General features: G+C 44.0%; 17 protein-coding genes. 9 read left to right on the forward strand and 8 right to left on the reverse strand.

Annotated features, from left to right (window positions below; genetic code table 11):
- The first annotated feature begins 61 nt into the window (after window positions 1-61).
- From ytrH to EJA10_RS07965, 3 genes are all read left to right on the forward strand, one after another.
- Complete coding sequence (ytrH, locus tag EJA10_RS07955; protein WP_125479484.1) at window positions 62-394, forward strand: sporulation membrane protein YtrH; 333 nt, start codon at window positions 62-64, stop codon at window positions 392-394.
- A 1-nt stretch (window position 395) separates the two neighbouring features.
- Window positions 396-902 carry a sporulation membrane protein YtrI gene (gene ytrI / locus EJA10_RS07960; RefSeq protein ID WP_125479485.1) on the forward strand — a complete coding sequence of 169 codons (507 nt, stop codon included), beginning with the start codon at window positions 396-398 and terminating at the stop codon, window positions 900-902.
- Between the two features lie 101 nt (window positions 903-1,003).
- Window positions 1,004-1,327 (forward strand): hypothetical protein, encoded by a 324-nt coding sequence (locus EJA10_RS07965; protein WP_125479486.1) that lies wholly within the window; start codon window positions 1,004-1,006, stop codon window positions 1,325-1,327.
- A gap of 41 nt (window positions 1,328-1,368) precedes the next feature.
- Here the strand turns inward: EJA10_RS07965 and EJA10_RS07970 are convergent, their stop codons facing one another.
- On the reverse strand, window positions 1,369-2,304 hold the full coding sequence (locus EJA10_RS07970) for a DHH family phosphoesterase (protein WP_125479487.1): 936 nt from the start codon (window positions 2,302-2,304) through the stop codon (window positions 1,369-1,371).
- A 250-nt stretch (window positions 2,305-2,554) separates the two neighbouring features.
- On the opposite strand from EJA10_RS07970, the gene EJA10_RS07975 reads away from it, so the two are divergent.
- Complete coding sequence (locus tag EJA10_RS07975) at window positions 2,555-2,851, forward strand: YtpI family protein (protein ID WP_125479488.1); 297 nt, start codon at window positions 2,555-2,557, stop codon at window positions 2,849-2,851.
- A gap of 45 nt (window positions 2,852-2,896) precedes the next feature.
- Here EJA10_RS07975 and EJA10_RS07980 read toward each other — a convergent pair whose 3' ends face one another.
- The 3 genes from EJA10_RS07980 to EJA10_RS07990 form a co-directional block, all read right to left on the reverse strand.
- Window positions 2,897-4,216, reverse strand: coding sequence for a CBS domain-containing protein (locus EJA10_RS07980; protein ID WP_125479489.1), 1,320 nt, complete (start codon window positions 4,214-4,216; stop codon window positions 2,897-2,899).
- Between the two features lie 131 nt (window positions 4,217-4,347).
- Window positions 4,348-4,596 (reverse strand): hypothetical protein, encoded by a 249-nt coding sequence (locus EJA10_RS07985; RefSeq protein ID WP_125479490.1) that lies wholly within the window; start codon window positions 4,594-4,596, stop codon window positions 4,348-4,350.
- A 107-nt stretch (window positions 4,597-4,703) separates the two neighbouring features.
- Entirely contained in the window at window positions 4,704-5,384 is a 681-nt protein-coding gene (locus EJA10_RS07990; RefSeq protein ID WP_125479491.1) for a metal-dependent hydrolase, read from the reverse strand.
- Between the two features lie 157 nt (window positions 5,385-5,541).
- On the opposite strand from EJA10_RS07990, the gene EJA10_RS07995 reads away from it, so the two are divergent.
- Window positions 5,542-6,639, forward strand: a complete 1,098-nt coding sequence (locus EJA10_RS07995) for a M24 family metallopeptidase (RefSeq protein ID WP_125479492.1) — start codon at window positions 5,542-5,544, stop codon at window positions 6,637-6,639.
- Between the two features lie 193 nt (window positions 6,640-6,832).
- Here EJA10_RS07995 and queF read toward each other — a convergent pair whose 3' ends face one another.
- The gene (gene queF / locus EJA10_RS08000) at window positions 6,833-7,330 is read right to left on the reverse strand and encodes a preQ(1) synthase (protein ID WP_125479493.1); all 498 of its coding nucleotides are present in this window, start codon (window positions 7,328-7,330) and stop codon (window positions 6,833-6,835) included.
- 427 nt (window positions 7,331-7,757) lie between these two features.
- On the opposite strand from queF, the gene deoC reads away from it, so the two are divergent.
- The 3 genes from deoC (at window position 7,758) to EJA10_RS08015 (ending at window position 9,645) form a co-directional block, all read left to right on the forward strand.
- A complete protein-coding gene (deoC, locus tag EJA10_RS08005) occupies window positions 7,758-8,432 on the forward strand; it encodes a deoxyribose-phosphate aldolase (protein ID WP_125479494.1) in 675 nt (224 codons plus the stop codon).
- A gap of 35 nt (window positions 8,433-8,467) precedes the next feature.
- The gene (locus EJA10_RS08010; protein ID WP_125479495.1) at window positions 8,468-8,881 is read left to right on the forward strand and encodes a cytidine deaminase; all 414 of its coding nucleotides are present in this window, start codon (window positions 8,468-8,470) and stop codon (window positions 8,879-8,881) included.
- Between the two features lie 149 nt (window positions 8,882-9,030).
- Complete coding sequence (locus tag EJA10_RS08015; RefSeq protein WP_125479496.1) at window positions 9,031-9,645, forward strand: AmiS/UreI family transporter; 615 nt, start codon at window positions 9,031-9,033, stop codon at window positions 9,643-9,645.
- 43 nt (window positions 9,646-9,688) lie between these two features.
- Here the strand turns inward: EJA10_RS08015 and EJA10_RS08020 are convergent, their stop codons facing one another.
- The 3 genes from EJA10_RS08020 to EJA10_RS23310 all read right to left on the reverse strand — a co-directional run bounded on the left by EJA10_RS08020 (window position 9,689) and on the right by EJA10_RS23310 (window position 12,341).
- Entirely contained in the window at window positions 9,689-10,618 is a 930-nt protein-coding gene (locus tag EJA10_RS08020; RefSeq protein ID WP_125479654.1) for a manganese-dependent inorganic pyrophosphatase, read from the reverse strand.
- 170 nt (window positions 10,619-10,788) lie between these two features.
- The gene (gene ald, locus EJA10_RS08025; RefSeq protein WP_125479497.1) at window positions 10,789-11,910 is read right to left on the reverse strand and encodes an alanine dehydrogenase; all 1,122 of its coding nucleotides are present in this window, start codon (window positions 11,908-11,910) and stop codon (window positions 10,789-10,791) included.
- 272 nt (window positions 11,911-12,182) lie between these two features.
- Window positions 12,183-12,341: a hypothetical protein gene (locus EJA10_RS23310; RefSeq protein ID WP_170169093.1), complete on the reverse strand. Its 159-nt coding sequence runs from the start codon at window positions 12,339-12,341 to the stop codon at window positions 12,183-12,185.
- A gap of 106 nt (window positions 12,342-12,447) precedes the next feature.
- Here EJA10_RS23310 and EJA10_RS08030 point away from each other — a divergent pair, with 106 nt between their 5' ends.
- The gene (locus EJA10_RS08030) at window positions 12,448-12,897 is read left to right on the forward strand and encodes a universal stress protein (RefSeq protein ID WP_125479498.1); all 450 of its coding nucleotides are present in this window, start codon (window positions 12,448-12,450) and stop codon (window positions 12,895-12,897) included.
- The last annotated feature ends 30 nt before the right edge of the window (window positions 12,898-12,927 follow it).

Genomic DNA, 12,927 nt, shown 5'->3' on the forward strand with positions numbered 1-12,927 from the left:
AGCAGATTGTCCATATGATGGAATACGAGGGTAAAATTGATCATTAATGAGGGTGTTTTCTATGAATCATCAGCCATTTGCTTTCCTGCTGTTCGAAGCTTATTTTATTGCACTGGGCGTCCTGCTTGGCGGTTCGCTGATCGGCGGTCTTGCCTCTTTTTTCACAGGACAGCCAATCCTGACTGAAATCGCGCGCTTTTCCAGTTCAATCAGAATCTGGGCCATCATTGCAGCCATCGGGGGCACATTTGACACAGTGTACAGCTTTGAACGCGGATTATTGAACGGTGAAACGAAGGATATTTTTAAACAATTCATATTGATCCTCACTGCCATGGGCGGTGCCCAGACCGGAGCGCTTCTTATCAACTGGCTGACACAGGAGCATGTGTAAAATGAGGATTCCCCCTTATTACCGCAAACCTGAGTGGCAACGATTCTTTTCAGGTATGGCCGTCGGCGCAGTCCTTGGCTGGATTCTGTTTTTATATATCTACGGAGTTTCCATGGAAAAAAGCTCAAAGAAAATCGAGCAGCAAAAGGATGAGATCGCAGAATTGAAAAGCGATATTCAAATCTGGATGGATGATTACGCGGAATTAAATAAAAAAAATCAAGAAAAGCTGACTGTTCAGGAGATTAAAGTGAAGATTGTTAACGACCAAAAATATAAAAAATATCTTGATACACTCAGCATTTATGAAATAGAGGAAGAAACAAAGGGACAACTGAACATCCTTTTGGCCAAGGACCTTGATTCTGTTTTTAAAAGCAGGGAGCTTATCACTAAATTAATTGAAAACAAATCCATCAAGGTGAATGACAAACGTTATAAATTGAAAATCAAATCAATGGTCATATACACATCAGTCAGCATTCAGGTCGAGATCAGCCTGGATTGAAAAATAAAGGTAATTCCCTCCAGTACTGTATATTTTGTGTTACTGTAGTTGGAAACGGGAATGATAAAACCATATGGAATCTGAAACAGGAGGGTTTTATCATGACTTTTAACAATGGAGCAGGAAATAGCGGTTCTGGTGTCGGAGGAGGCATCTTCCCTCCTTACGCGTTTAATGGCCGTGAGGGTGAAAACCAGGTTAAATTAAATGAGGATCAATATGATGTTTATGTAAATGGACATTTTGTCGGCCAGAAAAGCCTTAAGAATCAAGGTGAACATCTTTCAGATATCGATGACTTTCTGAAGCAGCAAGGGATCAGCGATTTCTCCGCTTCCCTTGATGGTGACCATTACAAAATCCAGACAGACGGACTGGATGCAGAAATTACGGATGCGTTAGAAGTTTATTTTAATAATCGGTAAAAGCGGGTGCGTTTCTTGATGAAACGCACCTTTTTTATCCCCTACTCCTTACAGGCTTCAATTAAATCTTTCAGGACTTTATCGACTTCGTCCCATGAATAAATTGATGCCCCGGCAGCAAGCGGGTGTCCGCCGCCGTTGTATTTCCTGGCAATCGTATTGATCACCGGACCTTTTGAACGGAGTCGCACTCGAATTTGGTCTTCTTCCTCAATAAAGAATACCCACGCCTTGATTCCAGCCACATTCCCAAGCTCACTGACAAGCAGCGATGCTTCAGAAGGTTTGACACCATACTGGTCAAGTAAATCCTGCTTCATTACGACCTTCGCTGCACCATTTTCAAGCAGTTCAAAGTTCTGAAGTATGTATCCATTCAACTTCACCACATTTGGTGCAAGTTCGTACATCCTGTCATACAGTTCCGTGCGTGAAAAATTATAATGAATCAATTCTCCTGCATAAGCAAATGTTTTATTCGTCGTGCTCGGATAGAGGAAGCGTCCTGTATCCCCGACAATTCCTGCATACAGCAGCCTTGCAGCCTCATCGGACATCTTCAGTTCCCGGTCCTTGAATGTGAGATAGAACTCATAAATCATTTCACTCGTCGAGCTTGCCGTTGTGTCGACCCATTGAAGATCACCGTATGGATCTTCGTTAGGATGATGATCAATCTTGATCAGCTGCTCCCCCTGTCCATAGCGCCCATCACAGATCCGTTCCGCATTGGCCGTGTCGCAGACAATCACAAGCGCACCCTTGAAAGCATCATCCGAAATCGCGTCCAGCCTTCTCATGTAATGGAGTGAAGGCTCCTCTTTCCCTACTGTAAAAATATTTTTGTCCGGATAAGAAGCTTTCAGGATTTCGGCAAGTCCTCCCTGAGAACCATATGCGTCGGGATCAGGCCGCACATGGCGATGGATAATGATCGTTTCATAATTTTCAATAGCCTCAAGTATTTGCTCTTTCATCAAAATGCTCCTTCACCTTTTTCATATCTTAATTATGAACATATTTTTTGGAAAAGAAAAGCGTGAAGACATTGCGTGGTGTACTTAACCAAAATAAGTTAAGCGGTCTCTTCAAGTATGCGAATAAACAATGCTCCACAACTCAGTCTATTCCAAGCTATGCATTCGTTTCATTACCAAAGACAACTCTATGGCATTCTATTAGAATTAACGGTAAAATAGGAGTGATTATGAATGTGGAGGAAATGCAATGCCTATTTTTGTACTGCTTATTGTTCTATCTTTTGCTTTTTATATCTTTTACAAGATTAAATATGTGCGCAGCAAGCGTCCGGCGGAGCGAAAATGGCTTTCTGCGAAGTCCAGCATCGCACTTGGACTATTCGTTGCCTTGTTCGGTTTGAACCAGCTGTTCCTGTTCGATACGACTGTCACCTACATTGTCGGAGCAATCTTTCTGATCATTGGCTCTTTAAGCATTTGGGGCGGAATCAAAGCTTACAAATTCTATTTGCCTCTCGCAGCCAAGGAAGCCCAGGAAAAATAATATAAAAAGCCGATCCTTTTGGATCGGCTTTGTTTATTCACGCAATTAATGGCGGTCGATCAGCTGGCACATCATCATGGCCTTGCCGACCAGGACTCCTTCATTGAAGGCCTCGATATCGACCTTTCCGAACTTCCTTCCTACCTCCAGCACCTTCGGATAAATCTCGATGACACTGTCAATTTGTACAGGCTTGATGAAATAGATGGTCATATTCTCAACGACCAAATCACCTTTTTTATATCCTCTAAGCACCCTGTTCGCTGCTTCTGTGACAATCGTTGTAAATACCCCATACGAAATGGTTCCAAGATGGTTGGTCATCTGAGGTGTGACCTGGCAGCGGAAAATGTCCTCATCCTTTGTCTTCCCCTTAGCCAGCACCATCTGGTTTGTCACGGTGTCATCAAGCGTTTCCCCTACCTGCGGCTGGCGTTGAATCATCTGCAGCGCCTTCAGCACATCCTGTCTGCTGACGATGCCCTGTAGTCTGTTGGCGTCGTCGACGACAGGCAGGACTTCGATGCCTTCCCACACCATCATATGGGCGGAAGAAGCCACACTGGTCGACCCGCTGACCGTCATCGGATTTCTGGTCATAATTTTTTCGATCAGAATATCCTGCTCGTGTCCCATGACGTCCTTCGAAGTGATCATCCCGATTACTTTCATATTGTTATCCACCACCGGGAAACGGCTGTGCAGCGTTTCATCCTTATGTCGGAACCAGTCTGATACCCGGTCCTGGCTGCGAAGGAAAATCGTTTCTGAGACTGGTGTGAGGATATCCTCAACCAGGATGATTTCCTTCTTGATCAGCTGGTCATAGATTGCACGGTTGATCATCGTCGCAACCGTAAACGTATCATAACTGCTCGAGATGATTGGCAGCTGCAGTTCATCCGCCAGCTTTTTGACATGATCTTCAGCATCAAAGCCACCTGTCACCAACACCGCAGCCCCTGCCCTGAGTGCCTGCTCATGAGCCTTATCACGGTTACCGACAATCAATAGGTTGCCCGCACCGGTGTAGCGCATCATCGCTTCAAGCTTCATTGCTCCAATGACGAATTTATTGAGTGTTTTATGGAGACCTGCCCGACCGCCTAGTACTTGTCCATCCACGATATTGACGACCTCGGCAAAGGTGAGCTTCTCGATGTTCTCTTTCTTTTTCCGTTCGATCCTGATCGTGCCGACACGTTCGATCGTGCTGACGTATCCCTTCACTTCCGCATCCTTTATGGCTCTGTATGCCGTTCCTTCACTGACGTTAAGCGCCTTGGCGATTTGGCGTACCGAAATCTTTTCCCCAATCGGCAGTTCATCTATATATTGAAGTATTTGTTCATGCTTAGTTGCCAAGACCTTCACCCTTTTATAAAAATTTCCGTTCATTGTCGTTCTATCCAACTATCATTATAAGGTGAATGAAGCCTTGATTCAATCAAACCCTTGATTAAGAAGCATTTTTACAAAAAAAACTGGCTGATGGGTCAGCCAGTGAATACTCGTGATTTTCTTTTCGGCTTGCTTTCGAACCTTGCTTTTCCGGTTCGCGCATACTTTTTCGGAGTATATAAAAACGCTGCAAGATTGCCTGCAAACACAAGCAAAGCAAGGAACAGCCATGCTCCGGCAAACAGGGCCTCTTTCCCGCCGGCCTGGAAACTAAGTTCTGGCATCCCTATGTAAAGCATCAGGCCGCATAAAAGCAAATATAAGAGATAGCGATTTTTCTTCATTTTTATCCTCCTACAGGTTGTCTTATTTTATATCTATGCAGCCCCAAGGATAAAAAGCATGGAAAATAGAAAAAAGCTGCACAACAATTTGTGCAGCTTCTAAAAGATTACAGTTCAATGACTTCGCCTGCTTCAAGAACGCGCCCGTTATTGTTCTTGAGCATTTTTACAAAAGCATGCGGATCCTGTTTGATTGGCGGGAATGTGTTGAAATGGATCGGTACAACTTCCTTTGCACCCAGGAACTCGGCTGCCAATGCAGCGTCTTCAGGTCCCATTGTGAAATTGTCGCCAATCGGCAGGAACGCGAGATCGATCGGATGTCTTTCACCAATCAGCTTCATATCCAAGAACAACCCTGTGTCCCCAGCATGGAAAACGGTCTTCCCTTCTGCCATGAACAGGATCCCGGCCGGCATGCCGCCATAAATGATTTCATTGTTTTCCGTAACCATGCCTGTCCCATGGAAGGCAGGTGTCATTTTAACCTTGCCAAAATCAAATTCATAGGCACCTCCAATCGACATGCCGTGCGTGTTCAACCCTTTCCAGCTCAAGTATGTAGCGACTTCGAAGTTCGCGATGACGAGGGAATCATGTTTTTGGGCAAGTTCTACGGTATCCCCAAGATGGTCGCCATGAGCATGCGTCAGGATGATGACATCCGGCTTGACATCCTCAACCTTCAAGTCGGTCAGGTCATTTCCTGTGATGAAGGGATCAATCAGAATCGTTTTCCCATTCGTTTCAATTTTAACTACAGAATGGCCATGATAAGATACTTTCATAATAATCGCTCCTTTCAATGAATTATTTCAACGCTGATCGCATAACTCCTGCATTATTTTCTTTATACCCGCATTCCCTCTCCAATAAAAGTTTTACTTTTGACGCGCATCTTGCTACTCTCATAGTGAGATATACATATCTGAGGAGGAATTGATCATGTCTGAACGATTGGCTGCTTTATCCGGATGGATGAAGGAAAATAGTGTGGATGTCACATTTGTTACGTCCCCTGACAATGTCTTTTACCTGAGCGGTTTTTTAAGCGACCCACACGAGCGGCTGCTGGCTGTTGCCGTTTTCCAGGATGCCGAGCCATTCATGATTTGCCCGGCAATGGATAAGGAAAATGCAAGGAACGCAGGCTGGGACCTGGAAATCATCGGCTACAGCGATACGGATGACTCCATGGAACTGGCTTATAATGGTATTAAAAAGAGAGTTTCCTCTATTGGTAAAACTGCAATCGAGAAAGAACAGCTGAATGTCGAGCGCTATGAAAAAATGTCAGGCTTTTTTGGCAGCACCGAGTTTGTGTCAGCTGAAGAGAAACTGGGCCTGATGCGTATGGTAAAAACCGAGTATGAATTGCAGAAGCTGAGAAAAGCCTGCGAGCTGGCGGACTTTGCGGTTGAAACCGGCATGAATGAGATAAAAGAAGGCAAAACAGAGCTCGATGTCCTGGCCGCAATCGAATACGAACTTAAGAAAAATGGCGTAACAGAGATGTCTTTTTCAACGATGGTATTGACCGGTAAGAATGCTGCAGCGCCGCATGGAACTCCAGGGCTGACGAAAATCAGCAAGGGCGACCTCGTCCTGTTCGACCTTGGCGTCGTCTGGGATGGCTACTGCTCTGACATCACCAGGACCCTCGCTTACGGAGAAATCAGCAAACAGCAGGAAGAGATCTATAACACTGTATTAAAAGCCCAGCTAAAATCACTTGAAACAGCGCGTGTGGGAGTAGCATGTTCCGAGGTTGATCTTGCTGCCAGAAACGTGATTGAAGCAGCAGGATATGGAGATTACTTCCCTCACCGCCTCGGCCACGGTTTGGGCGTCAGCGTCCACGAATATCCATCATTGACAAGCACGAACCCGCTTGTACTGGAAAAAGGGATGGTCTTCACAGCAGAGCCGGGGATTTATGTACCAGGCGTGGCAGGTGTAAGGATTGAAGATGATGTTGTCATCACTGAAGATGGAATAGAAATTTTAACGAAATTCCCTAAAGAATTGACGTTTGTTTCTTAATAGCAAAGGAAACCCGCCTGGATGAGCAATCCAGGCGGGTTGTTTTATTGTGGTTATAAAGGATTCGTCCGTTTAATAGCGAAAACAAATTTTTTATAGCGAAAAATTTGTTTTTATAGCGAAATTCTTTTTTTTATAGCGAACTGGAAATTCCTCGCGATTTTTTCCAGCTAAAAAAGCTATTCGCCTCCAGTTAGCGATTATCCACTTTTTCTGGATACATATCGTGGTTCATCATCCGGTAATTGGCCATTTCCTCGTATTTCGTGCCAGGCTTGCCATAGTTTGTATATGGGTCGATCGAGATTCCGCCTCTTGGCGTGAACTTGCCCCATACCTCGATATATCGTGGATCCATGAGCTTGATCAGGTCGTTCATAATGATGTTCATGCAGTCTTCATGAAAATCACCGTGGTTCCGGAAGCTGAAAAGATACAGCTTAAGCGATTTGCTCTCGACCATCAATTGATCTGGAATGTAGCTGATGTAAATCGACGCGAAATCTGGCTGGCCAGTAATCGGGCATAGACTTGTGAATTCAGGTGTGTTGAATTTTACGAAATAATCCCGATATGGGTGTTTGTTCTCGAATGTTTCCAGGATCTCAGGGCTGTATTCAAACAAGTACTTTGTTCCCTGGTTGCCCAGCAATGTCAAATCTTTCATTTCCTCTTCTTTTCTTCCAGCCATCTTAAAATGCCTCCTATGATGTCCGCAAACGCAAGCTGAGGCCACCCTGATCAATGCCTTTACAAAAATAAAACCACATCCTCCTGGATATGGTTGAAAATTTTTCAAAGCCATAGTTTTTTATAGAGGGTATCTGCTATGAACCTCTCCCGCGGATGCAGGATGATTATTATTCATTTTCTATAGCAACTATAATGAAACAGAGAAGTAATGTCAAAAGAAATATTTGTCTGCATACCAGCAAAAATGTGTCATTTTCGTGGATTTCCAGTTTTTATTTTTACATATGTTCATATCGTTATTTACATTTGTTCACCCACCTGATATATTATTCATGTAAGTAACACATACTAAATAGGTGCTATATTTTTTTCTTCTTAATGAAAGCGTTTAAACATATTTTTAATAATGAAAGGGAATGAATGCTATGACAAACGAATTAGCTAGAATGATCGACCACACTCTACTTAAAGCAAATGCAACTGAGGCTGAGATTGTAAAATTGGCTGAGGAAGCAAAAGAATATAAGTTTGCCTCTGTATGCGTAAACCCAACTTGGGTTAAAAAGGCGGCTGAAATACTAAAGGATGCTGAAGGAGTAGAAGTTTGTACGGTTATCGGCTTCCCTCTTGGTGCGACAACTTCTGAAGTTAAAGCTTTTGAAACAAAGAACTCGATTGAAAATGGCGCGACTGAAGTCGACATGGTCATCAACATCGGCGCACTGAAAGACAAGCAGTACGATCTTGTTGAAAATGATATCAGAGCTGTTGTTGAAGCAGCAAAAGGCAAAGCATTGACAAAGGTCATCATCGAGACTTGCCTGTTGACTGACGAAGAGAAAGAAATGGCTTGCAAGCTGTCTGTAAAAGCTGGTGCTGATTTCGTCAAGACTTCTACTGGCTTCTCAACAGGCGGGGCTACTGCAGAAGATATCGCCCTAATGAGAAAAACTGTTGGTCCAGATGTTGGCGTTAAAGCTTCCGGAGGCGTAAGAAGCCTTGAGGATGCACAAAACATGATCGAGGCCGGTGCAACAAGAATTGGCGCAAGCTCTGGGGTAGCCATCATGAATGGCCTGTCTTCAAACTCTTCATATTAAGAGATAATATAAAAAACGGGAATGGGGAATGGACGATGGATAAAAACACACTTGTGGAAAAAGCAATTGAAGCAAGAAGCAAAGCATACGTTCCATATTCTAAGTTTCAGGTTGGCGCTGCAATCGTCACAAGCAATGACCAGGTATATCTTGGCTGCAATATTGAAAATGCCTCTTACGGCCTGACAAACTGCGCCGAAAGAACCGCCATTTTCAAAGCGGTGTCTGAAGGTGATACAGAGATCAAGGCGATCGCCGTTGTCGGAGACACGGAAGGTCCTATTTCTCCTTGCGGTGCCTGCCGTCAGGTAATTGCTGAATTTTCGACCGGTGAAACGAAAATCTACCTTGCCAACTTAAATGGTGATGTAAAAGAAACAAACATCAACGAAATCCTTCCTGGATATTTTACATCCAAGGATATGGAAAAGGTTGAACAATCTAAGTAAATGCTTTGGCTTATCCTAAATAAGCCAATAAAGACAAGTACATGGGGGCAATTTCTTCTATCCATTCGGGTAAAGGAATTGCTCTTTCTTATTCGAAGCTTGATAAAGGAGGAAAGAGCCGCCTTCTTTAAGTTTAGGCGGCATACATCATGGGAGACGCAGGTTTATTATTATCAGGCGCAGCGCTTTTCCTGAACAGCTTGATGCTTCTGGGGAGAGCAAATGCAAAAAGCGTGGCAGTATTCAATTTATTCATCGGGGCTCTGCAGGTGATTGTTCCGTTTTACCTTATTGCCGTTTCTGACCAGAGCAACTGGACAATCTACAGCCTCGCAAGCATCTTTCTCTTTGGATTCACCTATTTATATGTCGGAGTGACCTTGCTGAAAGACCTTGATGGCAGCGGACTTGGCTGGTATTCACTCTGGGTTGCTGTCCTTGCACTCATTTACGCAGCAGTCGCTTATGTGCATTTTGAAGACATCGTGAGCGCTTTGACATGGCTTATGTGGGCCTATCTCTGGTTCCTGTTCTTCCTATCCATGGGAATGAACAAGAAAATAGACATCTATATCGGCAAGGTGGCTATGGTGCAATCATGGCTGACATTAACATTCCCTGCCCTGCTTTCCATGACCGGAATCTGGAAAAGCAGTCAAGTGGTCGAAGCGTGGATCTACTTCTCGATTGCTGCGATCGTCTATTTCGTCTACATTACGGTCAAATGGAAAAAGGCCACTGCAAGAACTGAAAGATTCGCGTAAAAGAAAACCGTCCTGCTCATATAGCCAGGACGGTTTTTCGTTATTATTTCGCCAATACGTTTGTCAGGACAGGAACAACCTGCTTCTTGCGTGATACCACGCCTTTTAAAGTTGCAGTGTTGTCTTCAAGCTTCACATTGAATGCTTCTTCAACAGCGGCAGCTTTATCACCCATTGCAAGTCCTGCGGAATCATTCGTCAGGATATCAGTAATAACCAACAGGAAGAGGTCAAGGTTCTTCTCATTGATTTTGTTGTTCAATGCTTCTTCGAGCTCAACCTTGCGCTGCAGCACATCGTTCACATCTACTGTGTTTACCTGTGCGATTTCCACCTTGGAATCTCCCATCTGGAATTCCTTGGCGTCAAGAGAGATCAGCTCTTCGATTGTCTTGCTGCTCAAATCAGCGCCAGCCTTTAGCATTTCAAGGCCGTATGCCTCTGCATCCACGCCTGCAATTTCCGCTAATTCACGTGCAGCAGCAACGTCCTGCTCGGTGCAAGTCGGGGATTTGAACAACAGGGAATCAGAAATGATCGCAGAAAGCATTAAGCCAGCGATATTCTTGTCGATTTCCACATTGTTTTCCTTATACATCTTATTCAAGATGGTCGCTGTGCAGCCTACAGGTTCCACGCGGAAGTATAACGGATCGCTTGTTTCAAAATTTGCCACACGGTGGTGATCGATGACTTCAACGATCTGCACTTCCGTAATGTCATCCGCACTCTGCTGGCGCTCATTGTGGTCAACAAGGATGACCTTGTCCACTTCTTCTGAAACTCTTTCAGCAAGACGAGGTGCTTCTGCTTTGAAGTAATCCAGCGCATATTGAGTTTCACCATTAACTTGTCCCAAACGGACGGCTTCAGCATCGACACCAAGCTTTTGCTTTAGGTTCGTGTAGGCGATAGCCGAGCAGATTGAATCCGTATCAGGGTTTTTATGTCCAAACACAAGTACTTTTTCCATCATGACACTCCTCAATTACAATTTATCACGGACATTCCAGTAAAATAGAACCCGTATATCCCATAAATAATATACGCTAAAATGAAAAGATTTTAAACAGTATTGTCCGAAAATAAGCCGTCCATTCCGATAAAAAAGATCCGGAATCTGGATTCCGGATCTTTATATGATTAGATTTGCTCTAATAAAGTTTTTGTTTCAGAGTAAACAAGGTCATGTGATTCTGCTACTGCTTTGTAAGTTACATAACCGTTAAGCGTGTTGATGCCTTTCAGCAATGCTTCATTGTCCAGGCAAGCCTGCTTGTACCCTTTGTTCGCGATTTGAACCGCGTATGGCACTGTCACATTGGTCAGTGCGATCGTGGATGTTCTAGGTACAGCACCAGGCATGTTGGCAACTGCGTAGTGAACAACGCCATGCTTTTCATAAGTAGGGTTGTCATGAGTCGTGATCCTGTCAGTTGTTTCGAAAATTCCGCCCTGATCAATTGCGATATCGACAACAACAGATCCCGGATTCATGGATTGGATCATTTCTTCCGTTACCAGTTTAGGAGCTTTGGCACCTGGAATCAATACAGCACCGATTACAAGGTCAGATGCTTTTACCGCTTCAGCGATGTTGAACGGATTTGACATGAGCGTCGTAATATCAGAACCAAAAATATCGTCCAGCTGGCGAAGACGGTCTGGGTTCAAGTCGATCATTGTTACCTCAGCACCAAGGCCTACAGCCATTTTAGCTGCGTTCGTTCCAGCGACACCGCCGCCGATGATTGTTACCTTTCCTCTTTGTACACCTGGAACTCCTCCAAGAAGGATGCCTTTTCCGCCGTGTACTTTTTCAAGGAACTGTGCTCCGATTTGTGTAGACATACGGCCAGCAACCTCACTCATTGGTGTTAACAATGGAAGTGAGCCATTTGCAAGCTGAACAGTCTCATATGCGATTCCAACAACCTTGTTCTCGATCAAAGCCTTCGTCAACTCTGGTTCAGGAGCAAGATGCAAATATGTAAATAAGATTAAGCCTTCACGGAAATAACCGTATTCTTCTGGCAGAGGTTCTTTCACCTTCATGACCATATCCTGTGCCCATGCTTCCCCCGCAGAGCCTACGATCAATGCGCCAGCAGCTTTGTAGTCCTCGTCAGTGAAGCTAGAACCAAGACCAGCTCCTGTTTCAATGTACACTTCGTGACCGAAGTTCACCAGGTTGACTACTCCCGCAGGCGTCATAGCCACGCGATTTTCATTATTTTTTATCTCTTTAGGTACACCGATACGCATTATTGCATACCTCCTATTTTAATAATTGCCCTATCATTTCGGCCCTGCCACTACTATATCATTTTCCTTTGTAAAATGAATCATAGTATAGAGGAAAATAGAATAAAAGAAGCAAGGATGAAAACACTTTCATTTTAGTAGAAAAAAAGCCTTTTGGCAAAACAATTCGTACAGATTTACCTAAAATATACTATTCTGTATATTTTTAATTTTAAAAATATAATAAAAATGCTTGCCGGGAACAACATATCCCCAGCAAGCCCTCTTGTAACCTACCTCAACTCTTCATTTTCCCGTTCCACAGCCGCTTTCATTTGCTCTTGCCCAACTACTCCGCTGTTATACGAATCCATGATTTGCTGGCTTACCTGCATGACACCTTGATCATCAAAATCATAAAACGACTGTCCGTACTGCTCTTTCTTTTTCATGGGTATTTCCTCCTTTTACATGATGCTTGCAACTATAGTTTTCGTTGGATTGTCACAGCTATACCAAAGAAACTGTTGTATAATAAAGGTAAAGGAGGCGAGAACTATGGCGCTATATTATAAGAACATTTTAGTTGCCGTTGATGGTTCTAAAGAAGCAGCATGGGCTTTCAAGAAAGCCATTGAGATCGCAAAAAGGAACGATGCCAGTCTGGTCATGACTCATATCATCGATTTGCGCACCTTTGCCACTGTGGAGGCATATGACCGCACCATCTCAGAGCGTGCGAACCAATTTGCCACAGAGCTTATGGAAAGTTACAAGCAGCAGGCAATCGAAGCTGGAATCAAAGACGTCAGCTACGAAATCGATTATGGATCACCAAAGGTAAAAATTGCGAAAGATGTTGCTAAAAAGTACAACGCCGACCTAATCATATGCGGAGCGACAGGCATGAATGCAGTAGAGCGATTCTTCATCGGAAGTGTATCCGAACACATCACCCGGTATGCATCATGTGATGTACTGGTCGTCCGGACTGACAAAGAAAACTGATTACAATGGAAACACGCAGCCGATACGGCT

Source organism: Mesobacillus subterraneus (genome assembly GCF_003937825.1).
Lineage (GTDB): Bacteria > Bacillota > Bacilli > Bacillales > Cytobacillaceae > Mesobacillus > Mesobacillus subterraneus.

Coding starts and splice junctions, on each gene's coding strand:
- EJA10_RS08030 (WP_125479498.1), top strand. CDS start 12,448: ATGGCGCTATATTATAAGAACATTTTAGTTGCCGTTGATGGTTCTAAA.
- EJA10_RS07995 (WP_125479492.1), top strand. CDS start 5,542: ATGTCTGAACGATTGGCTGCTTTATCCGGATGGATGAAGGAAAATAGT.
- deoC (WP_125479494.1), top strand. CDS start 7,758: ATGACAAACGAATTAGCTAGAATGATCGACCACACTCTACTTAAAGCA.
- ald (WP_125479497.1), bottom strand. CDS start 11,910: ATGCGTATCGGTGTACCTAAAGAGATAAAAAATAATGAAAATCGCGTG.
- ytrI (WP_125479485.1), top strand. CDS start 396: ATGAGGATTCCCCCTTATTACCGCAAACCTGAGTGGCAACGATTCTTT.
- EJA10_RS07970 (WP_125479487.1), bottom strand. CDS start 2,304: ATGAAAGAGCAAATACTTGAGGCTATTGAAAATTATGAAACGATCATT.
- queF (WP_125479493.1), bottom strand. CDS start 7,330: ATGGCTGGAAGAAAAGAAGAGGAAATGAAAGATTTGACATTGCTGGGC.
- EJA10_RS07990 (WP_125479491.1), bottom strand. CDS start 5,384: ATGAAAGTATCTTATCATGGCCATTCTGTAGTTAAAATTGAAACGAAT.
- ytrH (WP_125479484.1), top strand. CDS start 62: ATGAATCATCAGCCATTTGCTTTCCTGCTGTTCGAAGCTTATTTTATT.
- EJA10_RS07975 (WP_125479488.1), top strand. CDS start 2,555: ATGCCTATTTTTGTACTGCTTATTGTTCTATCTTTTGCTTTTTATATC.
- EJA10_RS08020 (WP_125479654.1), bottom strand. CDS start 10,618: ATGGAAAAAGTACTTGTGTTTGGACATAAAAACCCTGATACGGATTCA.
- EJA10_RS07965 (WP_125479486.1), top strand. CDS start 1,004: ATGACTTTTAACAATGGAGCAGGAAATAGCGGTTCTGGTGTCGGAGGA.
- EJA10_RS07985 (WP_125479490.1), bottom strand. CDS start 4,596: ATGAAGAAAAATCGCTATCTCTTATATTTGCTTTTATGCGGCCTGATG.
- EJA10_RS08015 (WP_125479496.1), top strand. CDS start 9,031: ATGGGAGACGCAGGTTTATTATTATCAGGCGCAGCGCTTTTCCTGAAC.
- EJA10_RS23310 (WP_170169093.1), bottom strand. CDS start 12,341: ATGAAAAAGAAAGAGCAGTACGGACAGTCGTTTTATGATTTTGATGAT.
- EJA10_RS08010 (WP_125479495.1), top strand. CDS start 8,468: ATGGATAAAAACACACTTGTGGAAAAAGCAATTGAAGCAAGAAGCAAA.